The sequence below is a fragment of the Paenibacillus sp. PK3_47 genome (genome assembly GCF_023520895.1).
Lineage (GTDB): Bacteria > Bacillota > Bacilli > Paenibacillales > Paenibacillaceae > Paenibacillus_AQ.
Genome location: NZ_CP026029.1, coordinates 5,010,438 through 5,033,766, shown reverse-complemented (window position 1 = coordinate 5,033,766; position 23,329 = coordinate 5,010,438). Strand labels below are relative to the sequence as shown.

Genomic DNA, 23,329 nt, shown 5'->3' with positions numbered 1-23,329 from the left:
GATTACAATTACAGATTGTTGATAATTTCGTCGGCAAACGCGGAGCATTTCAGCTCTGTTGCGCCTTCCATCTGACGTGCAAAGTCATAAGTTACCGTCTTGTTGTTGATTGCGGTGCTCATGCCTTTGTAGATCAGGTCAGCCGCTTCCTGCCAGCCTAGATGCTCAAGCAGCATGACGCCGGAGAGGATAACTGATCCGGGGTTCACAACGTCCTTGTCCGCATATTTAGGAGCTGTTCCGTGAGTAGCCTCAAAAATGGCATGTCCCGTAACATAGTTGATGTTCGCTCCCGGCGCAATACCGATTCCGCCGATTTGTGCCGCCAGGGCATCGGACAGGTAGTCACCGTTCAGGTTCAGCGTCGCAATGACATCAAAATCAGTCGGACGGGTCAGCACCTGCTGCAGAGCGATATCCGCGATAGCGTCCTTGATAATGATCTTACCGGCAGCTTCCGCTTCCTTCTGGGCAGCATTGGCTGCAGCTTCACCGTCACGCTCCTTGATGACATCGTATTGGTTCCAGGTAAATACTTTGTCGCCGAACTCCTGCTCAGCTACTTCATATCCCCAGTTCTTGAACGCGCCTTCCGTGAATTTCATGATGTTGCCTTTATGCACCAGTGTCACACTCTTGCGGCCGTGCTTGATGGCGTACTCGACTGCGGAGCGCACCAGACGCTTAGAGCCTTCAGAGGAAACCGGTTTAATGCCGATACCGGAGGTTTCAGGGAAACGGATTTTGTTCACGCCCATTTCCTTCTGGAGGAATTCAATCACCTTCTTGACTTCCTCGGAACCTTCCTTGTATTCAATGCCGGCATAAATATCTTCTGTATTCTCGCGGAAAATGACCATATCCACCAGCTCCGGATGCTTCACCGGGGAAGGTACCCCGTCGAAATAACGCACCGGACGCAAGCATACATACAAATCCAGCTCCTGGCGCAGCGCCACATTCAAAGAGCGGATACCGCCTCCGATCGGCGTGGTCAGCGGGCCTTTGATCGCAACGATATACTCGCGGATCGCTTCAAGCGTATCGTTCGGCAGCCACTCCCCATATGTATTGAACGCCTTCTCACCTGCGAACACTTCGTACCAGGCCAGTTTTTTGGAACCGCCGTATGCCTTCTCTACAGCAGCATCCAGCACGCGCTTGGAGGCTTTCCAAATGTCGCGGCCTGTGCCGTCACCTTCGATAAAAGGAATGATCGGTTGATCAGGAACCACCAGTTTGCCATCTTCAATCGTGATTTGTTCGCCTTCAGTCGGCAGATCGTATTTTTCGAGTTTCAACATTTGCGGGGATTCCTCCTAATAGTATGGTGTAGCTTCAGCCTCCCGGGATACCGGCATGGTGCGGCATGGACAGGGGAAGCAGACTTCAGCAATCTCGTCAGAGAAGACATGCCTCCGCGTGCGGACCGCACCAGTCTTTATCCCAAGGCATCTGCTCGTTAGGGCAATACTGTGCACTTCTAATTCTACTAAGGGGTGCAGCGGCCTGCAAGGGCTGCCTTATCTTTCGTCAACCGGAATGTACTTCAGATCAGACATGCCGGTATATTCCGCGCGCGGACGGATAATGCGGTTATCCTCGTATTGCTCCAGAATATGCGCTGTCCATCCCGAGACCCGGCTGATGGCGAAGATCGGCGTAAACAGCTCACGCTCAATCCCCAGCTGAGTATACACTGAGGCGGAGTAGAAATCCACGTTCGGCTTCAGGCCCTTCTGCCCGGTAATCAGCTCCTCGATTTTGACGGACATATCATAGAGGGAAGTATCATTCTTCATCGTACCGAGCTCGCGTGACATCTTCATCAGATGTTTGGCGCGCGGATCGCCGTTCTTGTACACACGGTGTCCGAAGCCCATAATTTTTTCGCGGCGTTCCAGCTTTTCGCGGATATAAGGCTCAACAGCATCCAGGCTGCCGATCTCCTCCAGCATCTTCATCACCGCTTCATTCGCACCGCCGTGCAGAGGTCCCTTAAGCGCGCCGATAGCGGAGGTTACACCGGAATAGATGTCGGACAATGTTGCAACCGTTACCCGGCCCGCAAAGGTTGAAGCATTGAGCTCGTGGTCGGCATGCAGCACCAGTGCAGCATCAAGCGCCTTGACGGATACGATATCCGGGTCTTTGCCCCACAGCATATACAGGAAATTCTCGGCAATGGACACGCCCTCTTTGGGTGCTACGGGCTCCAGGCCCTTGCGGATCCGCGCCAAAGCGGCCACAATTGTCGGAATCTGCGCCTGCAGCTTCACTGCCTTGATCTCATTCGCTTCACGGCTCATATCATCCGCTGCTTCATCATAAAGCGCAAGGCTCGACACAGCCGAACGCAGTGCAGCCATCGTGCTGGCTTCTTTAGGATACAGCTTCATTTGTGCAATAACCTGCTCCGGAATCGGCGCAAACGCACTGAGATCACGCTGCAGTGTCTGCAGCTCAGGCGCGGCCGGCAGACTGCCAAACCACAGCAAATAAGCAGTCTCTTCAAATGTGGCGTTCTCCGCAAGATCATCAATATCATATCCGCGGTAAGTAAGCACGCCATCTACTATGGAGCTGATGGAGGAGGTCGTAGCGACGATGCCTTCCAGGCCTTTAGTAGCTGTCATAGAATATCTCTCCTTTGCCAACAAGGGTATAAAAGCCGTTCCTAACATCATGAAAACATTTACAATTTGAAGTACCAGAACTGAGATAATGCGGGCAGTAATCCTTATTCGGGGGAATGCAATAATCTTTCGGAGTAGAACCTTTAATAATCATAACGGATTTTGACGGTTATGTGAACAACATGGTAGCTATAGAGCGCATCAAATGATTTTATCAGAGAGATAGAAAAAAACTAACGGTTTCCCTGTTTCATGATTGCGCTTTCAGTTTAGGGGGGGTCAGGCTAAAGGCTGCATGAATACCTGATACGTGAATATAAATAAGACGAGCATGTGTATTAGAGCTGAAGGTGCATCTTCAGTTTCTTCCGGAGGGATAGCCCATGGACACGCTTGTCTTCAAAAGAGTACTCCGCGGCCTCTGGGTCGTTCTGGCTGCCGCGGCACTGCTGCTGGCGGTATATGTATTGCTTCCGCTCATTTATCCCCTGCTGCTGGCCTGGCTCCTGGCCTACCTTATGCATCCGCTTGTGCTGATCCTGAAGGGCTGCAGGCTGCCGGGCTGGCTGGCCGTCTCCCTCTCGCTGATCTTCTATATAGGCGGCACTGCACTGGTGCTTACCGCGCTGATTACCAGGCTGGTAAAAGAGCTTGTCGTGCTGCTGCAGACCTTTGATCTGCATACCGGCCAGTGGCGCAGCCTTCTGATGTCGCTCAGCAGCAACGCAAGCATCCAGAATATCATCAACGAAATTAACCAGTTCTATCACGACAACCCCAATTACCATGCCACTATCGACAGCAACATCAGTAGAACTACAGAATCCGTAGCCCAGGCCGTCTCGCAGATCATTACCGGTTTTTTTAATATGATTCTGAATCTGATCTCGGCACTGCCCAGCCTGGGCACCATACTTATCGTTATTGTCCTGTCCGCCTTCTTCCTCAGCACGGGCTGGGAGCGGCATAATGCCAAGCTGACCTCACTGCTGCCCGCCCCTTTGCTGAGGCCGGTAACTGAAATCTGGATGGATCTGCGAAAAGCGCTGTTCGGGTACCTCCGTGCCCAGCTGGTGCTGATCTCTGTTACCGGAGTCATTGTCATCATCGGGCTGCTGCTGCTGGGAGTGAATTCGGCCTTTGCCATCGGCCTGACGGTCAGCATTGTCGATCTGGTGCCTTATCTCGGTGTCGGCATCGTGCTGCTGCCCTGGGCGCTCTATTCCTATATGACTGGCAACCTGGCTCTTGCTGTAGGACTGCTCGTACTCTATGCAGTGATCCTGATTACCCGACAGGTTCTCGAGCCCAAGGTACTGGCCAGCAGCATCGGTCTGGACCCGCTGGCCATGCTGATCGGCATGTTCGCCGGCCTGCAGCTGTTCGGTATGCCGGGCCTGCTGCTCGGGCCTGTTACCCTCGTTGTGCTCGACGCCTTCAGGCGGGCTGGTGTGTTCCGGGCGCTGCACAGTTATATTGTCAGCGGGCGGCTGCATTGAGAGGGAGGCCTTTGGTCCGTGTCCGCATTGCCTTTTTTTGCAGCCCGGCTGTTAAGCGGTGTTGTGGAAATTGACTTAGGAAACATGTGCAGGCCAGTCTAAGTGGAATTCCTCCAGCTAATCCTCCGACAAATAGCGTTATTACAGTATCAGTGGGAAAAACTCCCGTTAAATGTGCCAGGTTAGACTCCAAAGTCCTTTTTCCGCCAAAATAGATGGAGGATTTCCAACTAAAGATCAAAAATGATGAAAATGATTAGGATTAGATGGAGAAAATCCAACTATATAAATTAAATTCATTAAATGGATATAGGAGAAAGTGCCGGAGGCGAAGTTTGGAACTGCAGGAGCGATAGCTCCGGCTGAAAGCTTTCCGTAGGAAAGCCCGCTTCGTAAGCATAAGCAGTCACCGGATTTCAGCCGCGAAAAGCGGTACAAATCAAGAAATCTGCAGACAGGCGGCGGCCGGAAGTCCGAACATTCTCCGGAGTCACCCCAATCGCCAAAGAGAAGAATCACGACAACCACCAGAATAGCGAACAATTGCTTCCTGGCTGCAAAAAAAGCGGAGACCGCCACAATTGGCAGTCCCCGCTCTTTGTCGTTACCTGCACCAGCGTACTTTTCCGCTACCTGCGGTAATAGGTGATGGTGCCGTTTTTCATTTTTTTCTCAATCCACCGCAGCAGAAAAACCCGGTACAGCGGCCGGGTCAATGGAAATACCAGGGAAAAGCCGATTATATCCGTTACAAAACCCGGCAGAATCAGCAGGAGACCGCCAAAAAATATACATAAGCCATCCAGCATCGTCCGTCCCGGAACCTTGCCTTCCTGCATTTGTATCTTGCTGTCCTGCAGCACTTTTTTGCCTTCAAACCGCATCATTAAGAGTCCGATGACAGAAGTCGCCATCATGATCAGCAGTGTCTTTGCTGCTCCAATAATATCCGCGACATAAATGAACCCGAATAATTCCACGGCCGGAATGACGAATAACGCCGCCCACAGCCACTTGTTCCTGATCATACTGCTCCTCCTTCTTGCCTGAGCGCCGCTGTTATCGCCTGATACAGCTCCGGCTGCGCCCGGTCCAGCCTAACAGGCTTCCAGTCCCTGTTCAGCCACACATGGCTCGTAGAGCCGCTTACCAGAAGTTCACCCGAAAGAGCTGAAGAAGAGAATTGTGCCGGAAGCACAGGCGAACCCGCTGAATCTCCGGCATGCGCTTCCTCCTCTCCGCTAATCCGGCGGACTTCATATTCATAGGCGAGCCGCAATGCTGAAAAGGCAGTAAGCCGTGTATATACGGCAATATAATCATCATAGCGCGCCGGACTTTTAAATTGCAAATTTGCATCCGTCACAGGAAGCAGCGCGCCCATGTCCTCCAGCGTACGGTAAGCAAAGCCGAGCCCGCGGAACATTTCGGTACGGCCGCTCTCGAACCAGCTTAAATAGTTGGCGTGGTACACAACGCCCATCTGATCGGTTTCCTGATAGCGGACACGAAAGGCAGTACTATGCCAGCGGCCGGGCATTTCCGGTTTACCTGATCCCATAAAAATGCTCCCTTCTGCGCTAATATAATTAGCTTGTCAACTGTCCAGCTGCCTCTAGGCACCGATTCCCCCGGATGACACCGGCAGCGGCGCTTTGCTCCGGGCGCTTCTGGCCACGTAAATGAGCAGTACCGCTCCTACAGCAGAGCTCAGCATACAGGCGAGATTCATCAAGCCCACACCGCCCTGCTCCAGCAGCATTCCGTTCAGCAGATTACCCAAAATGCCGGCCAATCCCGAAAATACGATATTGAACACGCTCTGGCCTGTCGCCTGCATCTCCGGGGAAGTGATCTGGGAGACATATTCCACAGCTGCAATATAAAACAGCCCGAAGGAAAGGCCGTGCAGCACCTGTACGCCGATCATTACCGAAGGGTAAGGGAAAGCCACCTGGATGCCCCAGCGGAGCACATAAATCAAGGCGCCAAGCAGCAGTGTGCGCTCCCTGCCGAACCTGCGGATGACCTTGGAGGCATACAGCATCGACGGCACATTCGTCACCGAGGCGATAAACAGCGCAATGCCGGCATTGCCGGACGAACCCCCGACCGATTGAAAAGCCACCACAAAGTACGTACCGAAAGCAGCCATGGTCTGGTTCACCAGAAAACAGCCGCCGAGAAAGGCCAGAAAGATGCGGTTGCCCAGCAGTTTTCGGATACCCTGGGAAAAAGACTGGCTCATCATATGATTTTCTTCCGCCTGCTTCGGCAGCGTCAGTGCAATTATGACCGCTACGGCATTCAGCAGCAGGAACGGAATCCAGATTGTGGAAACCGAAAAATTAGCGATATACTGTCCCCCGGCATACGCCCCTACAGCCGCTCCTATGCTCATCATCATCCGGATGCTGCCGTAGGAAGAACCGGCCCTGTTCGCTGCTGCAATGGCGTAAGAATCGGCGATAGGAGCCTGTGTGGACGAAAAGATCGTAGACACCGTGTACACCAGCAAAAGCACGATAAAATAATCCGAGCGGTAAAAAACAGCCAGCACCGCCGGAACAGCTACACTTAGAATAAGCACAAGCCGGGCCTGATTATACCTGTCGGAGATCATCCCCCATACGGGCTGGATACAGATGGCAATCGACATTCCCACCGCCATCAACAGGCCTACCTGGCTGACATCCAGCCCGTTAGCTTTCAGGAGCAGTGTCAGATAGGAGCCGAATGACCCTCCGGCAAGCCCCAGAAAGAGATAGAAGCCGCGCAGCTTTATTAATTTTTCCATTTGTACTGTAAGTCCTCTCCATTCCTTTTTAACGGAATACCCATACTCAGCCCCACTCTGCCGCATTTAATAGAATAGAATCTATCAAAAGGCGGTGGACAAGTGGGCACAAATCATAAAGTAACATCAAGCCGGCCGTGTCTTACGGACAAAATGCATACAAGCAGTGCAAAGGAATCGGGATTTGGCTGGTCCTCCGGCAACTGGAGCGGATATGCCATCAGAGGCAAAAAGCAAGCCTTCCGGCAAATTTCCGGCGAGTGGATGGTTCCATTCGTCAGACCTTCCGCCAAAGCCGCCTATTCCTCAGCCTGGATCGGGATAGACGGATACGGAAACAGCAGTCTGATCCAGACCGGTACAGGCCATGAGTCCGTAAACGGCATCGTTCACTATTATGCATGGTGGGAAATCCTTCCTGCAGCGGAGACGGTCATCCCCTATCCTGTATCCCCCGGAGACCGCATGCAGGCCCTTATCATCAGAACAAGCCCGGGCAAATGGATGATTCAGCTGCGCAATCTCAGCAGGCACTGGGTCTTCCGCACCACGCAAAGGTATTCCGGTCCGCAGGCTTCAGCCGAATGGATTGTGGAGGCACCGCAGGTCAACGGCAGCATCGCCGGACTCGCCAGACTGTCTCCCGTCTGCTTCAGCCGCTGCCGTGTCAATGGCAAAAGCCCTAAGCTCAAGTCCTCCGACGGAGGCATTATGATCCAGAATAAGCACAAAGTTGCCGTCCCATCAAGGCCCAACACACGCGGTGATGCCTTTACAGTCAAGCGGCCCTGCAAGAACGTGCTGCCTCCCGTGCATTCAAAACTCCCAATCCAATATATACATTCCAGGAAATGATATCAAGAAAAAAAGCAATGGCGGATTACACCATTGCTTTTCGGATTGTTCATCTATAAGCAGTCTTAGTATTCCTAAAGCTTAGTCAGCAGGAATAGTGTCTACTTTTACCAGGTTAGTGGAACCGGAACGTCCGAGCGGGATACCTGCAGTGATTACTACAAGATCTCCGGCTTTAACCAGACCGGAATTTTTACCGCCAGTGCGGGCAGTTTCCAGCAGCTCATCTGTCGAAGAAGCTTCTGGTCCGAACACTGGAGTTACGCCCCACACCAGAGACAATTGACGCATAGTTCTCTCTTGGGTAGTAACCGCGATAATTTGCGATTTAGGACGGTATTTGGAAACCACGCGTGCTGTGTGGCCAGTTACAGTCGAAGAAATGATAGCTTTGGCATTCAGGTCCAGAGCGGAAATCGCAACGGATTGGCTGATTGCTTCAGTAACCGTAGTTTCTTGAGCAATTTGCTGCTTCATGAAGATTTCACGGTGGTTCAGGGCAGATTCCGCTTTTTCAGCAATGCGGGACATTGTGAGTACGGATTCTACAGGATATTTCCCGGCAGCAGTTTCACCGGACAGCATGATTGCATCTGTTCCGTCGAAGATCGCGTTCGCTACGTCACTCGCTTCAGCGCGGGTTGGACGCGGATTGCGCTGCATGGAATCCAGCATTTGTGTAGCTGTGATTACCGGTTTGCCGGCAATGTTACATTTCTTGATCATCAGCTTTTGAGCAAGTGGCACATCTTCAGCAGGGATTTCAACGCCAAGGTCACCACGGGCAACCATCAGGCCGTCGGATACTGCCAGGATTTCATCCAGGTTGTCCACGCCTTCTTGGTTTTCGATTTTGGAAATGATTTGAATGTGGGAAGCGTTGTGCTTCTCCAGCAATTCACGGATTTCCAGAACGTCGCTGGCTTTGCGAACGAAGGAAGCAGCGATAAAGTCGATGTCCTGTCCGATCCCGAAAATGATATCATTGGTGTCTTTTTCTGTAATACCCGGCAGGGAGATGGATACTCCCGGTACGTTAACGCCCTTCTTGCTCTTGATTGTACCGCCGTTAACAATACGGGTCTTGATTTCTGTGCCTTGAATGTCGACAACGGTAAGTCCGATAAGGCCGTCATCAATCAGGATGGTGGAGCCTACTTGAACATCATTAGGCAGGTCGCTGTACGTGATGGAGATACGGTTTTGGTCACCAAGGATTTCTTCCGTAGTCAAAGTCAGGTATTCGTCCTGAACCAGTTCAATCGGTTCTACTTCCAGCTTGCCTGTGCGAATCTCCGGTCCTTTGGTATCGAGCAGGATGGCAACGGTTTTGCCCAGTTCTTGAGATGCCTGACGGATCGTCTTGATCCGGTTGCCGTGCTCTTCAAAATCGCCGTGGGAGAAGTTCAGACGGGCCACATTCATACCAGCCAAAATCAATTTTTTGATGTTCTCCAACGATTCACTAGCAGGACCGATCGTACATACAATTTTACTTTTCCGCATTAGGTTTTCCTCCGTTTTTTCGTTCTCTCTGTCTCACTTTTTCCAACTACAAAATCTACTATAAGGCTTACTGTTTGTATAGGAACTTTATCACATGTACCTTTTACTGCGCCCTAATGAATATTACTGCAAGTTGGACACAAAATCAATGTTCGGGCGTCTTTTCTATGTAATTTATCGTCGAATTTCTGAAATTTTATGCAAAAATAAAAATAATCCCGCGGCAGGTGCGGGATTATTCCAGAGGTAAAAAATGGATGCCGGAGCCTGTCCAAAGGAAAGGCTGTCAGCAATGGTTATATGTCAGAAAGTGCAAATAAATTCATGCACCTATTCTACGATCTTTACTTCTTCCTGGACTTCGTGCTGAACCTCTTCCAAAGGAACGAGGGTCTCGAGCTGCCCCTCGGCAAACTCGCCGATTTTGCGGAATTTCTTGTACCGGTCGTCCTTAAGCTCGGCGGCATCAAGGCCGGACAGCTCCTGCAAATGACGCCATACGGCATCTTTGATGGCTGCTGCGGTCGCCTCATAATCACGGTGTGCACCGCCGCGCGGCTCCGGAACGATCTCCTCGATCACTTCCATCTCCAGCAGATCGGCCGCCGTAATCTTCATCGCTTCAGCGGCCTGCTCCGCCTTGGAAGCATCCTTCCACAGAATGGACGCCGCCCCGTTCGGGGAAATGGCCGAATAGATGGCATGCTCCAGCATCAGCACGCGGTTGCCGACAGCCATGGCCAGCGCTCCGCCGCTTCCGCCTTCGCCGATTACGATACAAATGACAGGCACGCCAAGCTGGGACATTTCGTAGAGACTGCTGGCAATTGCTTCGGATTGTCCGCGTTCCTCCGCCGTATTGCCGGGATAAGCCCCCTTCGTATCGACAAAGGTAACGATCGGGCGGCGGAATTTCTCGGCCTGCTTCATCAGCCGGATCGCCTTGCGGAAGCCCTCCGGATGCGCGCTGCCGAAGAACCGCTGGATGTTCTCCTTCGTATCCTTGCCGCGCTGCTGGCCGATCACTGTAACCGGAACCCCGTTCAGCTTGGCAATCCCGCCGACCACTGCAAGGTCATCGCCGAACAGCCGGTCGCCGTGCAGTTCGATAAAATCGGTAAAAATCAGCCCGATGAGATCGAGTGAGGTCGGTCTGCCGTGATGCCGGGCCAGGTGCATCTTCTGCGATGCAGAGATCCCTGTATAAATTTCATCCGCGAGTACGCGGTAGCGTTCTTCAAGCCGGGCAATCTCATCGCTGAAATCAATGCCCTTCTCTTCGCCGAACTGTTTGAGCTCGGCAATTTTTTTGCGCATTTCTACAAGAGGCATTTCAAAAGGCAACTCTCCCGCCAACCTAAAATCCCCCTTTCACATCATGCATTTCCAAAAGCCTGGTCAGCGTAGACCGCATTTCCTTGCGGTGTACCACCAGATCAAGCTGACCGTGCTGAAGGTTGAATTCAGCGGTCTGGAAATCCTCCGGCAGCTTCTGGCGGATGGTCTGCTCAATGACAATTCTGCCGGCAAAACCAAACACCGCTCCGGGCTCGGCAATGATAATATCGCCAAGGCTGGCAAAACTTGCGGACACTCCGCCTGTAGTAGGATCCGTAATGACTGAAATATACAGTCCCCCGGATTCGCCAAAACGGGCCAGGGCTGCGCTTGTCTTCGCCATCTGCATCAGACTGAGAATGCTCTCCTGCATCCGGGCGCCGCCCGAAGTCGAGAAAATCAGCATCGGCAGCTTCTTATCCGTAGCTTCTTCTACCGCCCGGGTAATCTTCTCGCCTACCACAGAGCCCATGCTGCCGGTGAAGAATTCAAAATTCATCACGGCTACAATTACCGGATGTCCGCCGATGCTTCCCTGGCCTGTTACTACGGCTTCAACCTGTCCGGTTTTGGACCGCTGCTGTTCAAGCTTCGAGGCATAGCCGGGGAACTGCAGAGGGTCTACAGATTCCATCTCACTGTCAAATTCAATAAACCCTTCCGGGTCAAGCGTCATCGCGATCCGTTCCATAGCGTTCAGCCGCATATGATAGCCGCAGGAAGGGCATACTTTCAAATTCTTCTCCAGTTCCTTGCTGTACTGGATCGTTCCGCATTTGTTGCACTTGCTCATGAGCCCCTCGGGAATCTCCCGTTTGGGACGTTCGCCTTCTACCGGTCCGCCGCTCCGCTCCAGACGTTCTGAAGGAATAGTCGCGTACTTCCGTTTTTTCTGAAATAAATCTTTGAACAAGGGTCGCACCTCTTCAGCCGTTTATTTGCGCAAATAGCAGCTTACCGCTGTCATTACTGCACTCTTAAGTCTAATCAGGGATGTAAAATAAGGTTAAGGGCTTCCTGCACTTCCTCAAGCTCTCCAGAAGGAACCAGAATTTCAAACTGCTGCTTGGACATATTAATTGGACGGCATTTAACCATGAATCCTTCTTCAGTAAGCTTGCTTTGAATCATATCCGCCACTTTGGCGGTCGGCGCGATATAGATGACCGTCCACATGCCCTGCCAAGCCTCCCTAATCTCTATTCCCAGCCGTATCCCGTATAATGGAATCATGATAACACAGTTTTCTTTTTTCCCGCAACAGGAGAGGACAGAGGAAACAAGACCAGGGAGCAGATTGTCCCCGCAAGCCGAAGATCAGCTATTCTGTTCCTGTAACATGGGGATATACTCTGGCACCCTCGTGCCGGTGGGCGATTCTGGCCGATGCGGCTGCGGCAATTCCTGCCACAAGGTCGTCCAGAAACACATGAATCCTGCCTTCATCATCGTTCAATTTGCCAATAATTCCAAGCTTTATTTTGTCCAGATAACCAAAGCCGGTCAGACCGATCATCCCGTATACGCCCGTAATGCCCAGCGCAAGAGTCTCGTCCGCCCCGTAGAGCGATTCATCCGCTTCCATTACCGCCTGCAGCGGCTGGGGCAGGATTCCCTTCTCCGCCAGCTCATCCAGCGCGATGCCTGTCATCAGCGTGTACTGCACCTCTCTTTTGTTCAGAACCGACTTGACGCTTGCCAGGCATTCCTCTTCCTTCAGATCCGGATAATAGGCCGACTGTAAAATATATACGATCTCAGCGATAGACGTCAGTGTAACTCCCCTGCGCACAAGCAGATCTTCCGCCATTTGATAACTCATGATGCATTCCCCTTTCCGCACGGGACGGTTCCCTGTGGTTTCCTAAATGTATGCGGAAAAGGGCGGAAATGTTCTTATTTTATTCTTACTGTACCTGCTCCCAGCATGTCTTCAACCGCTGCCGTCAGCTCCTCCGACGGGGAGATCCGGTAGCTGTCGCTGAGTGCAAGCAGCTTCTGGTCCCGCTCATAGAAGAGCAGCGTGGCTGCAGGCCCCGGATGTCTCTGCAGCAGCGCCTGGAGGCGTGACAGCAGCGCCGGGTTCTCCGCAGCCTGCGTGATCTTGATAAAGACGCGCTGGCTGCTCTCCGCCGGGCCGGGCTGCGCGCCGGCGGAACCTCCGGCCGCGGCGGCAGGCCGCTGGCCGGGGCGGCCCTGCGCAGCCGGACGCGCGGCTGCGGACGGCTGCGCCGCCTGCGATGCGGCTGGCCCCGGCACAGCCGCTGAAGCCCCCGCAGGCGCGGCTGTGCCGCCTGCGTTACTGCGCCCGGCGGCTGCGCTGCCGGGCCTTGCTGCAGGAGCACCTGCGGGTGCTCCTGCTCCCTGCGTGCGGCCCGCTGCCAGCCGGGCCGCCGCCGCGCTGCGGCGCTGCAGCAGGCCGCGGAGCGTTCCGGCTTCAAGTGCGGCCGTTTCCTCGGCCAGCAGCTTGAAGCCCTCATCCTCCTGCTGCACCTTGGCGCGCAGGGCCAGCAGCGCGCCCTTGCCGATCAGGCTGCGGCTCCGCTTCCACACCTCGGGGAAGAACACGACCTCGCAGCGCTCGATCTGGTCTTCCCACTGGATGAAGGCCATCGGCTTGCCGGCCTTCGTGGTAATCTCCTTGACCGACACGACCATCCCGGCCGTTACGGTCATGCTCTCATCCTCGGCTTCGCCGAGATCCATCAGCCGCTGCATGCCCGGCTCCTCCAGCAGCTCCGCGTAATCATCCAGCGGATGGCCGGAGAGATACAGGCCCAGCAGCTCCCGCTCCAGCTCCAGCTGCTGGGTAACGGAGAATTTCGGGATGTCCGGATAGCGGATATCCCAGTTCGGCGTCTCAATGAGATCGTCGAACAGCTGGATCTGCAGCTCATCCCGTTCCTTGCGCCATTTCAGGGCGGCATCCACCGTCTCGTCCAGCATAGCCAGCAGCTGGGCCCGGTGGCCCGGCAGACGGTCAAAGGCGCCGGCCTGCAGCAGCGATTCAATCACACGCTTGTTGCAGACGCGCAAATCGACACGGCGGCAGAAATCGAGCAGGCTGTCGAACGGGCGCTCCTTGCGGACAGCCATAATGTTCTCGACCGCCAGCGTCCCGACATTCTTGACTGCCGCCAGCCCGAAGCGGATGTGGCCGCTGCCTTCCCCGGGCACCGGGGTGAACAGCACGCCGCTCTCATTGACATCCGGCGGCAGGACGCCGATTCCTTGGCGGCGGCATTCCAGTACATACTCCGCCACCTTGCGGTGGGTCCCCATGACAGCCGTCAGCATGGCCGCCATGAACTGCACAGGATAATGCGCCTTCAGGTACGCCGTCTGGAAAGCCAGCACGCCGTAAGCTGCGGCATGGGCGCGCGGGAAGCCGTAATCGGCAAACCGCACAATCATATCATAGACGGCATTCGCGTCAGCCTCCTGGTAGCCCTGCTGCAGGCTGCCCTGCACAAAGTGGCTGCGCTCTTTGTCGAGCGTCTCGCGTTTCTTCTTGGAAACCGCGCGGCGCAGCAGGTCGGCTTCTCCAAGCGAGAAGCCGGCCATCAGGGAAGCGATCTGCATGATCTGCTCCTGATAGACAATAATGCCGTAGGTATCGGCCAGTATCGGCGTCAGATCCTCATGCGGATACTCCACCTCGATCTGGCCGTGCTTGCCGCTGATATATTTCGGTATGAACTCCATCGGACCGGGGCGGTACAGCGCCAGCACGGAGACGATATCCTCAAAGCCGGAAGGCTTCAGATCCTTCAGCACACGCCGGATGCCCGCGGATTCCAGCTGGAATACGCCCGTGGTCTCTCCTGCTCCCAGCATCTCATAGGTGAGCGGATCATCATCCGGTACAGTGCGGAAGTCCGGGGCCTCTCCGTCCATTTCCCTGATCCAGTTCATGCAGCGTTCAATAATCGACAAGGTCCGCAGACCGAGAAAATCCATCTTCAGCAGCCCGACACTTTCCAGATGTTCCATGGAATACTGGGTCAAGGCCGTGCTCTCATTGCCGGCCTGAAGCGGCACGGCATCGGTCAGGGGGCCTTTGGAGATCACCACTCCGGCCGCATGCGTCGAGGCATGCCGCGGCATACCTTCCACCTTCTTCGCCATCTCCAGCAGACTCCGGGTCTTCGGATTAGTGTCGTACAGCTGCTTGAGATCCGGGCTGCCTTCCAGCGCCCGGGCAATGCTGATCCCCAGCTGTCCCGGGATCAGCTTCGCAGCCCTGTCCACCTCGTTATAGGGCAGATTCAGAGCCCGGCCGACATCTCGCACCGCCGCTCTGGCGGCCATAGTACCGAAGGTTATAATCTGCGCAACATGCTCCCGGCCGTATTTATCCACTACATAGGCAATGACTTCATCACGCCGCTCGTCGCTGAAGTCAATATCGATATCGGGCATGGTCACCCGCTCGGGATTCAGAAAACGCTCAAACAGCAAGTTGTATTTCAACGGATCCACATCGGTAATCCGCAGGCAGTAGGCAGTCAGGCTTCCGGCGGACGATCCCCGTCCGGGACCGGTAGCAATGCCGTGCCGGTGGCAGTAGGCAATGAAATCCCAGACAATCAGGAAATAATCGCTGAAGCCCATGCTCTCGATGACGCCGAGCTCATAATCAAGTCTCGACTCGGCCTCTTTCTTCTGCCCGGGAGAGGACCATCTCGGCGTGTCCGCATACCGGTCCGCAAGCCCGTCCAGACACAGCTGGCGCAAATAAGCCGCGGCCCCCATGCCTTCAGGCAGCGGAAAATATTCAGGCAGGATATGCTCGCCGAACGTAAGCTCCAGATTGCATTTGTCTGCGATCGCAAGCGTGTTAGTAACCGCCTGCGGCACATGCGGAAAGAGCGCCGCCATCTGATCGCCGCTTTTGAGGAAGAGCTGGTCTGTCCCGATCTTCAGCCGCTGCTCATCATCCACCGTCTTGCCTGTGCCGATACAGATCAGCACATCCTGAACTTCGGCATCCTCTTTGGCCATGTAATGCACATCGTTGGTCACTACCAGCGGAATATCACATTCTGCGGCCAGGGCAATCAGCTGCGGATTCACCCGTTTCTGCTCGGGAATTCCATGGTCCTGCAGCTCCAGATAGAAGTCCCCGCCAAAAATCTCCTTGTACCGCACCGCCGCCTTGCGGGCCTCATCTTCGCGGCCGTGCAGCAGATGCTGCGGCACCTCGCCGCCGAGACAGGCACTGAGGCAAACAAGGCCCTCTGCATGCGCGGCAAGCGATTCCATATCGATGCGCGGCTTGTAATGCTGGCCTTCCAGATGGCCGATCGAGACCAGCTTCATCAGATTCCGGTAGCCTGTCATGTTCTTGGCAAGCAGAATCAGATGGTAGATCGGCTGATCCTTGCGGCTGCCGCGCTCCCGGCGCGACCCTGCGGTCAAATAAGCTTCACAGCCGATAATCGGCTTGATGCCTGCAGCCTTGCATGCTTTATAAAAGGGGATGGCCCCGTACATCACTCCATGATCCGTCAGCGCCAGCGATGTCATGCCGTATTCGCCGGCCCGGCGCACGAGGTCCGTAATGCGCGCCGCCCCGTCCAGTAAACTGTATTCGCTGTGCACATGCAAATGCACGAAAGGGCTCATATCCCCACTTCCCTTCGGTTCCAAAATCAAAACATAAGATGAAACTATTTTATCATATTCACAGGGTCACCGCCCATAGAATGGAGAAAGAGCACAAGGACAGGCTGAACCGGCCTAACGCCTGATCCGGAAAGGGGCCTCACATGAGTGAATTTTTGAGCAAAGCCGTCCTGGATTTTTTTATCGCGTTCGGTATTGTGCTGGGCGGTGCGATGCTTGGGGGGATCGGTGCTGTGGTGTCGCTGCAGCCTCCTACACAGACGATGCTCGACGTGTCGGACCGGATCAAAATCTGGGCGCTCGCAGCAGCCGTAGGCGGCACCATCGACCCGATGCGGGTCATCGAAAGCAATATGCTGGGCGGCAATCTTTCCCCGGCGATCAAGCAGATCCTGTATCTCGTGTTCGCCTTCCTGGGCGCCCACATGGGCAGCGAACTTGTCAAATGGGTATGCGGCAAGGGGTGAATCAGCCATGAGGTTGCCGCCGTTTCAGCGCTACCGCCGTTTTTCGCAGATCAGCGCCGTTTTCGTCCTCGGAATGGTTGTCGGGAGCGTGCTGTACAATGCTATTTTTCATGCCGGGTATAACGTGCTCTGGCTGACCAACCAGGATCTGCGCGTGCAGATTGAGCAGTACCGCAAGGATATCGAGACGCTCAAAAAGTACAACAACACCTCCACCGTGATCCGGGAGATCAAGCTGCGCGCAGAGGATACCAAGGGTAAAGCCGGCACATCGGCCCTCGACCCTGCCACCATCAAAGAGATCATCAGCAAAATGAGCGCAGACCTGGAGCCGATGCGCGGACGCAGCATGTTCGACATTGACACCGACGGCAAGCTGGCCCGGCTGCTCCTGGACGGAAAGATATATATTGTACGCGAAAAAGATTACGCCGTCACGATCCGCACCATGCTCGTTATGGAGGGGGTCCTGCAGATATGGGTGGAAATCCGCCCGGCACCGGCAGGCCGTGATTAAGCGTAAGAATTGAGATGAAATAGAGCGCATTCATGCTACAATAGTGGACAATACAGCTTTTCTATTCATTGGCAAAGGAGCTGCCTGTCCATGATTATGCTCATCAAGTATCTGCTGTTTGTTCTGCTGGTTGTTTTTATGATTGGCGCGGCTGTATACAGCATGTCTTCCCGCAGGGCACAGGATCCCCTGGAAAAAGGCCGCAGGCGTGCAATCATGAACGTACTGCTGGGCGCGATGCTGGTCGTGCTGTCTCTGATGGCCATGTTTCTGTTCCGCGGGTCCACGGTCAATGTTATCGTAGAGGCGGTTTTTATCGTTATCGGCGCTTTTAATATCTTTTCCGGCCTGCGCAGCCACGGGTATTACACCCGGAGCCGGAACGGAACCAAGGCCTGAGGTGCGCAGCACGGCAGGGAATTTATGCTTACGGCAAAAAATAGACTACCTTCGCTTCTTGGGCGGGATAGTCTATTTCAATTTTTATTAAAATGTATGCTCGCCCGCTCCGGACTGAATGTCAGCACAGAGGCGCTGTTACCCGTGGTCGATCGACTGCAGCATGAGCACGGCTTTGGCAACCATCGTCTCATTATGGCTGATCTCAATCTCCAGCTTGCAGGTCCGGCGGCTGATCTCCAGCAGCTTCGGCATCACAATGATCGAATGCTCGATCTGTACCGGACGGATGAAATATGTGGACATATTGTCGAGCACATAATCGTTCCCGGTGATGTCCTTGGCTGCCTTAAAAGCTGACAATGTCATCAGCGTAGACAGCACGCCTTCGGAGATCGTACCGAGATCAGTGGCCATCTGCGGGGTGATAAAGCCGTGAAAGAACAGCTTGCCCTCCTCATCCCGCTCCTCTGCAAAACCGTTCCAGATCAAGTGATCGAAGGTCTCTCCGAGCTTCGGCTGGTTGCTGACATCACGCAGGCTCTGCAGCACTTCACGCCGGGTCAGCGAGCCCACCAGCTTGCGGTTGCGGTCAACGATCGGCAGAAAATCAATCCCTTCCCACATCATGATCTGCGCCGCCGAAGCAAGCGAGGTCTGCAGTACTGCCGTAACCGGACTGCGGATCATCGCCTTCTCGATGCTGTGCTCTTCACTCAGCTCCTCCACATCCCGGCGTCCGACGATCCCGATAACCCGGTTCCATTCATCCGTAACCGGAAAACGCTGCTCCCCGCTAAGCTGGGACAGCTGCCGCAGGTCGCCTACGGTGCTGGAAATCTTCAGTGTATGCAGGCGCGGCTTGCTCTCGAGGATATCTTCAACGAGCATGATTTTCTTCTTGATGAGCCGGTCAAAGATTGCCCGGTTAATCATAGACGCCACTGTGAACGTGTCATGTCTGGAGGAAATGACCGGCAGATCCAGCTCATCGGCCAATGCCTTGACTTCACGGCTGGTACCGAAGCCCCCTGTCACCAGTACCCCTGCTCCCTGCTCCAGTGCAAGCGAGTGCACATCGTCCCGGTTACCGACGATCAGCAGGCTGTCCGCGTCGATATAACGGATCATGGCGTCGACCTTCATCGCACCGATGACATATTTATGAAGATGCTTGCCCAGCCCGTCCGCCCCGCCCAGCACATGGCCTTCGACAATGTCGACAACGTCGCCAAAGGTCAGCTGGTCGGAAATATTGCGCGGTTTTTTCTCCACCCGGACGGTGCCGATCCGCTCTTTTGTAATGACTATCCCCAGGTTCTCCGCTTCTTTTACCGCCCGGTACGCCGTACCTTCACTGACCCCCATTTCCTTGGCCAGCTTGCGGACAGAGATTTTGGTGCCCACCTTAAGGCTTTCAATGTGCTGCAGCAGTTGTTCATGTTTTGTTATGTTATCGCCTTGACCTTCCAACTGTTACACCCCCATACCCCGATCTGTACTACTCTGTACTCATTATACACTTTGGGAACAGCGGAGTACAGCAGGCCTGACAGCCCATTTTCAGACATCATGTGAATCATTAAAGCTTGCGCAGGGCGGTATGGAGCCTCTGTATTTTGCAGAATAATCCAAGCTTCAAAAGCTGCTCCGCAGGCATGCCAAAAACCCCCGTGTTCCGCAAAACCTGCGGATGCATGGAGGTCGGCACAGCTATAGTCAGCCCGTCCGGTTAAATCCAAGACCAGGATTCTAGAATCGTTCAGGCACTCTCGCCTCTTCATTCCATTTGCCCTGCCACGTCTCCAGCTTATGCTTGCGGACAGCCTCCAGACGTTTCTGCTTCTCCTCATCCACACCGATGATAAAATGCAGATGGGCGGCAATGACCATAAAAGCAAACAGGCACCAGACTACGCCAAATCCCAGCACCCAGCCGGAACTGTTCTGGAAGGACAGATTCGGCAGCGCATAGAGCAGCATGGCCAGCGCAACCAGCAAATACAGGCTGTGCTTGAACTTGTTTCTCTTTTTCATAAAAGACAGCTCCTTCTCTCTTAAAAGGTTCTTCATTTGAATCTATATTTCTACTCTATGAACGTGGCGGCCTGAATATGAGACAAGTCTGCAAAAAACTTCGGAAGGTCTGCGGGCTTTGGTATAGCATGCTCCGGTCTGTTGTGAGATGATGTTAGAAGTTATTTTGAGGAGGAATTTTACAATGAACACAGCATTCAACTATACAAGTTATGTCATCCGCAAAAAGGTGCTCTCCATTCTCGGTGCAAAACTGCATATCTACAACAGCTCGGAAGAGCTTGTCATGTATTCGGAGCTGAAGCCGTTCAGGATGAAGGAGGATATCACGCTGTTTACGGATGAGAGCAAGGACAAGGAGCTTTTGCGTATTACGGCCCGCAGAGTAATTGATTTCAGCGCGACTTATGACGTGTATGATTCGGAGTCGGGTGAACATTTGGGTGCGCTACGGCGCAAAGGCCTCAAGTCCATCCTCAAGGATGAATGGATCATTCTGGACAGCCATGACCGTGAAACGGGGTTCATCAAGGAGGACAATGCAGCTATGGCGCTGCTGCGCCGGTTCATCTCCATCATCCCGCAAAAATACAATGTGGAAACCGGGAATGTCACCATTCCTGTGTTCAGCCAGAATTTTAACCCGTTTGTCACCAAAATTATCACTGACTTTTCGGAGGACCGCCGGGGCCTGCTCGACCGCCGTCTGGGGCTCGCTGCGGGAATTCTGCTGTGTGCTGTGGAGGGCAAGCAGGAGTAGGGGATTGCTGGACACGCCGGGACGGCCAAGCAGGTGTAAGACTTGATGGCTGACGCACTGGGGCGGGGAGGTAGTCGGGGCGTTGCGGCGCGGATGCTTGCGGGGTGAGCGTTGGCAGACACAGGTACTGCTGGACACGCCCCGCCTCCTGCCTGCTAACGGACACCAGATCCGTTATTTGCCGAAAATCCGCCTCTTCTCCGCGCTAACGGACCGACGTTCCTTTATTCTGCCGGATGTTGGACAAATCATGCCTTTTCCGGGGAAATAACGAACCTACGGTCCGTTAGAATTCCAAAACACACTTTTAGTGCAAAATAACGGACCTACGGACCGTTAGCAAGCCCAGTCACCAGGAAGTTCAGTAATCAATGTGTTCAAGTCCGCAGAAAACCGCTTGGCGGGAAAGTTGTGCATCAGTAGGCGGGTGTGCTGGGTTTGCAGTTTAATGTGTTCAAGTCCGCAGAATGCCGGTTGGCAGAGGGCTTATGCATCAATAAATCAATAACTGGTGTGTGCCAAGGTTTATGTACAAGTAGTCTCTTTATACCAAATAGAGGGTGTTCCGCAAGCCTAATGACTGAGGAACACCCTCCTGCTTGTCTGCCCATAGGGCAGAGTGAATTATTGGCCGCCGTACATTTGGGCAAGGCTGTCGGTGATGATTTTGTTCACATCTTCGATAACGACGCTGAGACGGCGCTCCGCATCGAACAGACGGCGGATCGCCAGGTTCAGGTTCAGCACCTCGAACAGCTTCTCCATCTTTTCCATTTCTTCCTGTGGAGGCATCTCTCCGCTCATCATCCGCTGCTGCAGTTCAATTTGTGTCTGGCGGAAGTTGTCGAGCATACGCTTGCTCTCCGGATCAGCCTCAATCACCTTCATAGCACTGGTGATATCCGAAAACTCGCTGCTCTCTTTAATGGCCTTCGCCAGTTCATGCGCTTTGTCGATAACGTTCATTATTATTCCTCCTAAAAGTTTTGTGAGCTTTGCTTCTTCGACGGGCTTCGTACAAAACTCGCCCCGGAAGCATACGCTTAAGTTTTGTAAGCTTTGCTTCTTCGACCGGCTTCGTACAAAACTCGCCCCGGAAGCATACGCTTAAGTTTTGTAAGCTTTGCTTCTTCGACCGGCTTCGTACAAAACTCGCTTCGGAAGCATACGCTTAAGTTTTGTAAGCTTCACTTCTCCGATCAGCTTCGTACAAACTCACCTCAGAAACGGCCCCTTGAGTTAATACTTCCCTGATCTCCGGACAAGCTCTCTCCAAAAGCATCCGCTTTAAATCTGTGCATCCGCCTAATTTTCACACGTTACAACTCCCGTTCATGCCGTGCGCCTTCGCTTGTCATAGCTGCTGATTTTGCTGTCTCTGCGGGCCTGAATAAATATGCCCGGCACGGCATTTTAGCGGATAGGTCAATCACCAAGGGTCAGATGTCTCCATATGATGAATGATATGTAACCCCCAGCAATCTAATTGCCGGCATCATGCTGCCCACCGGAAGGAGATCCAAGATGTCTAAGTTCAAGATCCCGGTCCATACGGTCCACTCGGGCATCCTGCAGGAAAACGCTGTAATGCTTGGCGACAAAATCATGAAAAAGCTCAAAATACCGGCACACGGAACCATCCAGCTTACCTTCGGCTCTTTCCGGCAGGATGTCGCTGTCATTCCGGTCCCCAAATCCGACAGTTTGCGCCTTAGCGAAGGACTGGCACGGAGAATGGGTCTCAGACAGCGGCTCACGCTGGGTGCTTCCTACAGCTCCGGCAGCCGGATCTTGCGGCTTGGACCCCTGATCGGCGTTCTGGTAAGCCGGGATCATCCGGCCAATCCCGAAAGAGTCTTCGGTCAGATCACGATGTTCTGCCGGGAGCTTACCAATGCCTGCCACGCTCAGGGCGCGTATGTATATTTCTTTACCCCGGAAGGTCTGGAAGCACGCAGCACTTCCGTCCAGGGCTGGGTATACGACGAGGGCTGGCGGAAGCTGAGTCTTCCTGTTGCCGATGTGATCAACAATCGCCTTACGACGCGAAAGGTGGAGAACAAACCTAGCGTACAGCATTTCTTGGCGGATGTAAAATCCCGCTATGGAACTCATTTCTTCAATGAAAAGTTCCTAGACAAAACTGAGGTATTCGAAGCGCTGGCACATGATCCCGCCCTGCAGCGGTATTTGCCTGAATCGCATGCCTTTAACGGCTTTGCCATATTGAAAAAAATGTGCAGCAGCTATCACAGCGTGTTCCTGAAACCCGTACGCGGCAGCCTGGGTAAAGGTATTCTCCGCATTTCCAAAGCAGAAGGCGGGTACCAGCTGCTGTCTACCACGCCGCTTGGCACACGCAAACAAGTCTATCCCAGTCTGGCAAAGCTGTTCCAGTCCGTTGCCCCCAAGATGAAAACCACCCGCTACCAGATTCAGCAGGGACTCCCGCTGATGGAGCTGGGCCGGCGGCCGGTTGATTTCCGGGCACTTGTGCAGAAGAACGGCACCGGCAAATGGGGAGTGACCTCCATTGTCGCACGGACTGCAGGAAGCAACCATTTCGTCTCCAATCTGGCACGTGGCGGAACGCTCAGCACCTTGCGCGAGGCAATCAGCAAAAGCAGCCTGCCGTCCGGAGTGAAGGAGAGCACACAGCTGCAGCTGCCGAGGGCAGCCCTGGCGATAGCCAGGGGTGTAGAAACCCACATTCCCGCGCATTTCGGGGAGCTTGGGATCGACCTTGCCCTTGACCAGTCAGGAAGAGTCTGGCTGCTGGAGGTTAACTCCAAGCCATCCAAAAATGACAATACACCGCTGAACGACCAGAAGATCAGGCCGTCTGTCAAACAGATGATTTTATACTGCCGTTACCTGGCCGGGTTTTAAC

General features: G+C 53.9%; 21 protein-coding genes. 7 read left to right on the top strand and 14 right to left on the bottom strand.

Features of this window, described 5'->3' with window-relative positions; translation table 11 throughout:
- Positions 1-8 precede the first annotated feature (8 nt).
- Together icd and citZ are read right to left on the bottom strand one after the other, a co-directional pair.
- Positions 9-1,304: an NADP-dependent isocitrate dehydrogenase gene (icd, locus tag C2I18_RS21845; RefSeq protein ID WP_249897836.1), complete on the bottom strand. Its 1,296-nt coding sequence runs from the start codon at positions 1,302-1,304 to the stop codon at positions 9-11.
- 219 nt (positions 1,305-1,523) lie between these two features.
- Positions 1,524-2,636 carry a citrate synthase gene (gene citZ / locus C2I18_RS21840; protein WP_249897835.1) on the bottom strand — a complete coding sequence of 371 codons (1,113 nt, stop codon included), beginning with the start codon at positions 2,634-2,636 and terminating at the stop codon, positions 1,524-1,526.
- Between the two features lie 383 nt (positions 2,637-3,019).
- Between citZ and ytvI the strand changes: the two genes are divergently transcribed.
- Entirely contained in the window at positions 3,020-4,135 is a 1,116-nt protein-coding gene (gene ytvI, locus C2I18_RS21835) for a sporulation integral membrane protein YtvI (RefSeq protein WP_249897834.1), read from the top strand.
- A gap of 629 nt (positions 4,136-4,764) precedes the next feature.
- On the opposite strand, the gene C2I18_RS21830 is transcribed toward ytvI, so the two are convergent.
- Genes C2I18_RS21830 through C2I18_RS21820 form a run of 3 tightly spaced genes read right to left on the bottom strand, consistent with a single transcriptional unit; the run spans position 4,765 to position 6,932 of the window.
- On the bottom strand, positions 4,765-5,163 hold the full coding sequence (locus tag C2I18_RS21830; protein WP_249897833.1) for an FxsA family protein: 399 nt from the start codon (positions 5,161-5,163) through the stop codon (positions 4,765-4,767).
- Positions 5,160-5,696 (bottom strand): acyl-CoA thioesterase, encoded by a 537-nt coding sequence (locus tag C2I18_RS21825; RefSeq protein ID WP_249897832.1) that lies wholly within the window; start codon positions 5,694-5,696, stop codon positions 5,160-5,162. The genes C2I18_RS21830 and C2I18_RS21825 overlap by 4 nt, the downstream gene beginning before the upstream one ends.
- 54 nt (positions 5,697-5,750) lie before the next feature.
- Positions 5,751-6,932 (bottom strand): MFS transporter, encoded by a 1,182-nt coding sequence (locus C2I18_RS21820; protein ID WP_249897831.1) that lies wholly within the window; start codon positions 6,930-6,932, stop codon positions 5,751-5,753.
- 102 nt (positions 6,933-7,034) lie between these two features.
- Between C2I18_RS21820 and C2I18_RS21815 the strand changes: the two genes are divergently transcribed.
- Complete coding sequence (locus tag C2I18_RS21815) at positions 7,035-7,787, top strand: G1 family glutamic endopeptidase (protein WP_249897830.1); 753 nt, start codon at positions 7,035-7,037, stop codon at positions 7,785-7,787.
- An 81-nt stretch (positions 7,788-7,868) separates the two neighbouring features.
- Here C2I18_RS21815 and pyk read toward each other — a convergent pair whose 3' ends face one another.
- From pyk to C2I18_RS21785, 6 genes are all read right to left on the bottom strand, one after another.
- Positions 7,869-9,293 (bottom strand): pyruvate kinase, encoded by a 1,425-nt coding sequence (gene pyk, locus C2I18_RS21810; protein WP_249897829.1) that lies wholly within the window; start codon positions 9,291-9,293, stop codon positions 7,869-7,871.
- 330 nt (positions 9,294-9,623) lie between these two features.
- On the bottom strand, positions 9,624-10,649 hold the full coding sequence (locus tag C2I18_RS21805) for an acetyl-CoA carboxylase carboxyltransferase subunit alpha (RefSeq protein WP_249897828.1): 1,026 nt from the start codon (positions 10,647-10,649) through the stop codon (positions 9,624-9,626).
- 1 nt (position 10,650) lies between these two features.
- Positions 10,651-11,544: an acetyl-CoA carboxylase, carboxyltransferase subunit beta gene (gene accD / locus C2I18_RS21800; RefSeq protein WP_249897827.1), complete on the bottom strand. Its 894-nt coding sequence runs from the start codon at positions 11,542-11,544 to the stop codon at positions 10,651-10,653.
- A gap of 74 nt (positions 11,545-11,618) precedes the next feature.
- Complete coding sequence (locus C2I18_RS21795) at positions 11,619-11,807, bottom strand: hypothetical protein (protein ID WP_054939860.1); 189 nt, start codon at positions 11,805-11,807, stop codon at positions 11,619-11,621.
- A 145-nt stretch (positions 11,808-11,952) separates the two neighbouring features.
- The gene (locus C2I18_RS21790) at positions 11,953-12,453 is read right to left on the bottom strand and encodes a phosphatidylglycerophosphatase A family protein (protein WP_249897826.1); all 501 of its coding nucleotides are present in this window, start codon (positions 12,451-12,453) and stop codon (positions 11,953-11,955) included.
- A gap of 74 nt (positions 12,454-12,527) precedes the next feature.
- Positions 12,528-16,259 (bottom strand): DNA polymerase III subunit alpha, encoded by a 3,732-nt coding sequence (locus C2I18_RS21785; RefSeq protein WP_249897825.1) that lies wholly within the window; start codon positions 16,257-16,259, stop codon positions 12,528-12,530.
- A gap of 143 nt (positions 16,260-16,402) precedes the next feature.
- On the opposite strand from C2I18_RS21785, the gene C2I18_RS21780 reads away from it, so the two are divergent.
- The 3 genes from C2I18_RS21780 to C2I18_RS21770 all read left to right on the top strand — a co-directional run bounded on the left by C2I18_RS21780 (position 16,403) and on the right by C2I18_RS21770 (position 17,642).
- Positions 16,403-16,726, top strand: a complete 324-nt coding sequence (locus C2I18_RS21780; RefSeq protein WP_249897824.1) for a YtrH family sporulation protein — start codon at positions 16,403-16,405, stop codon at positions 16,724-16,726.
- A 7-nt stretch (positions 16,727-16,733) separates the two neighbouring features.
- Positions 16,734-17,243: a sporulation membrane protein YtrI gene (locus C2I18_RS21775; RefSeq protein WP_249897823.1), complete on the top strand. Its 510-nt coding sequence runs from the start codon at positions 16,734-16,736 to the stop codon at positions 17,241-17,243.
- 90 nt (positions 17,244-17,333) lie between these two features.
- The gene (locus tag C2I18_RS21770; protein ID WP_249897822.1) at positions 17,334-17,642 is read left to right on the top strand and encodes a YtpI family protein; all 309 of its coding nucleotides are present in this window, start codon (positions 17,334-17,336) and stop codon (positions 17,640-17,642) included.
- A gap of 138 nt (positions 17,643-17,780) precedes the next feature.
- On the opposite strand, the gene C2I18_RS21765 is transcribed toward C2I18_RS21770, so the two are convergent.
- Complete coding sequence (locus C2I18_RS21765) at positions 17,781-19,115, bottom strand: DRTGG domain-containing protein (RefSeq protein WP_249897821.1); 1,335 nt, start codon at positions 19,113-19,115, stop codon at positions 17,781-17,783.
- A gap of 279 nt (positions 19,116-19,394) precedes the next feature.
- Complete coding sequence (locus tag C2I18_RS21760; RefSeq protein WP_249897820.1) at positions 19,395-19,679, bottom strand: hypothetical protein; 285 nt, start codon at positions 19,677-19,679, stop codon at positions 19,395-19,397.
- A gap of 184 nt (positions 19,680-19,863) precedes the next feature.
- Here C2I18_RS21760 and C2I18_RS21755 point away from each other — a divergent pair, with 184 nt between their 5' ends.
- Entirely contained in the window at positions 19,864-20,439 is a 576-nt protein-coding gene (locus C2I18_RS21755) for an LURP-one-related family protein (RefSeq protein ID WP_249897819.1), read from the top strand.
- A gap of 624 nt (positions 20,440-21,063) precedes the next feature.
- On the opposite strand, the gene C2I18_RS21750 is transcribed toward C2I18_RS21755, so the two are convergent.
- Positions 21,064-21,405: a YlbF/YmcA family competence regulator gene (locus C2I18_RS21750; protein ID WP_249897818.1), complete on the bottom strand. Its 342-nt coding sequence runs from the start codon at positions 21,403-21,405 to the stop codon at positions 21,064-21,066.
- A 558-nt stretch (positions 21,406-21,963) separates the two neighbouring features.
- Between C2I18_RS21750 and C2I18_RS21745 the strand changes: the two genes are divergently transcribed.
- The gene (locus C2I18_RS21745; protein ID WP_249897817.1) at positions 21,964-23,328 is read left to right on the top strand and encodes a YheC/YheD family endospore coat-associated protein; all 1,365 of its coding nucleotides are present in this window, start codon (positions 21,964-21,966) and stop codon (positions 23,326-23,328) included.
- Position 23,329: the final 1 nt, after the last annotated feature.

What these genes read in the sequence shown, in the direction of transcription:
- C2I18_RS21750 (WP_249897818.1), bottom strand. Translation starts at nt 21,405, where the DNA reads ATGAACGTTATCGACAAAGCGCATGAACTGGCGAAGGCCATTAAAGAG.
- C2I18_RS21795 (WP_054939860.1), bottom strand. Translation starts at nt 11,807, where the DNA reads ATGTGGACGGTCATCTATATCGCGCCGACCGCCAAAGTGGCGGATATG.
- C2I18_RS21755 (WP_249897819.1), top strand. Translation starts at nt 19,864, where the DNA reads ATGAACACAGCATTCAACTATACAAGTTATGTCATCCGCAAAAAGGTG.
- ytvI (WP_249897834.1), top strand. Translation starts at nt 3,020, where the DNA reads ATGGACACGCTTGTCTTCAAAAGAGTACTCCGCGGCCTCTGGGTCGTT.
- C2I18_RS21775 (WP_249897823.1), top strand. Translation starts at nt 16,734, where the DNA reads ATGAGGTTGCCGCCGTTTCAGCGCTACCGCCGTTTTTCGCAGATCAGC.
- C2I18_RS21790 (WP_249897826.1), bottom strand. Translation starts at nt 12,453, where the DNA reads ATGAGTTATCAAATGGCGGAAGATCTGCTTGTGCGCAGGGGAGTTACA.
- C2I18_RS21760 (WP_249897820.1), bottom strand. Translation starts at nt 19,679, where the DNA reads ATGAAAAAGAGAAACAAGTTCAAGCACAGCCTGTATTTGCTGGTTGCG.
- C2I18_RS21745 (WP_249897817.1), top strand. Translation starts at nt 21,964, where the DNA reads ATGTCTAAGTTCAAGATCCCGGTCCATACGGTCCACTCGGGCATCCTG.
- C2I18_RS21830 (WP_249897833.1), bottom strand. Translation starts at nt 5,163, where the DNA reads ATGATCAGGAACAAGTGGCTGTGGGCGGCGTTATTCGTCATTCCGGCC.
- C2I18_RS21770 (WP_249897822.1), top strand. Translation starts at nt 17,334, where the DNA reads ATGATTATGCTCATCAAGTATCTGCTGTTTGTTCTGCTGGTTGTTTTT.
- icd (WP_249897836.1), bottom strand. Translation starts at nt 1,304, where the DNA reads ATGTTGAAACTCGAAAAATACGATCTGCCGACTGAAGGCGAACAAATC.
- citZ (WP_249897835.1), bottom strand. Translation starts at nt 2,636, where the DNA reads ATGACAGCTACTAAAGGCCTGGAAGGCATCGTCGCTACGACCTCCTCC.
- C2I18_RS21825 (WP_249897832.1), bottom strand. Translation starts at nt 5,696, where the DNA reads ATGGGATCAGGTAAACCGGAAATGCCCGGCCGCTGGCATAGTACTGCC.
- C2I18_RS21785 (WP_249897825.1), bottom strand. Translation starts at nt 16,259, where the DNA reads ATGAGCCCTTTCGTGCATTTGCATGTGCACAGCGAATACAGTTTACTG.
- C2I18_RS21820 (WP_249897831.1), bottom strand. Translation starts at nt 6,932, where the DNA reads ATGGAAAAATTAATAAAGCTGCGCGGCTTCTATCTCTTTCTGGGGCTT.
- C2I18_RS21780 (WP_249897824.1), top strand. Translation starts at nt 16,403, where the DNA reads ATGAGTGAATTTTTGAGCAAAGCCGTCCTGGATTTTTTTATCGCGTTC.
- pyk (WP_249897829.1), bottom strand. Translation starts at nt 9,293, where the DNA reads ATGCGGAAAAGTAAAATTGTATGTACGATCGGTCCTGCTAGTGAATCG.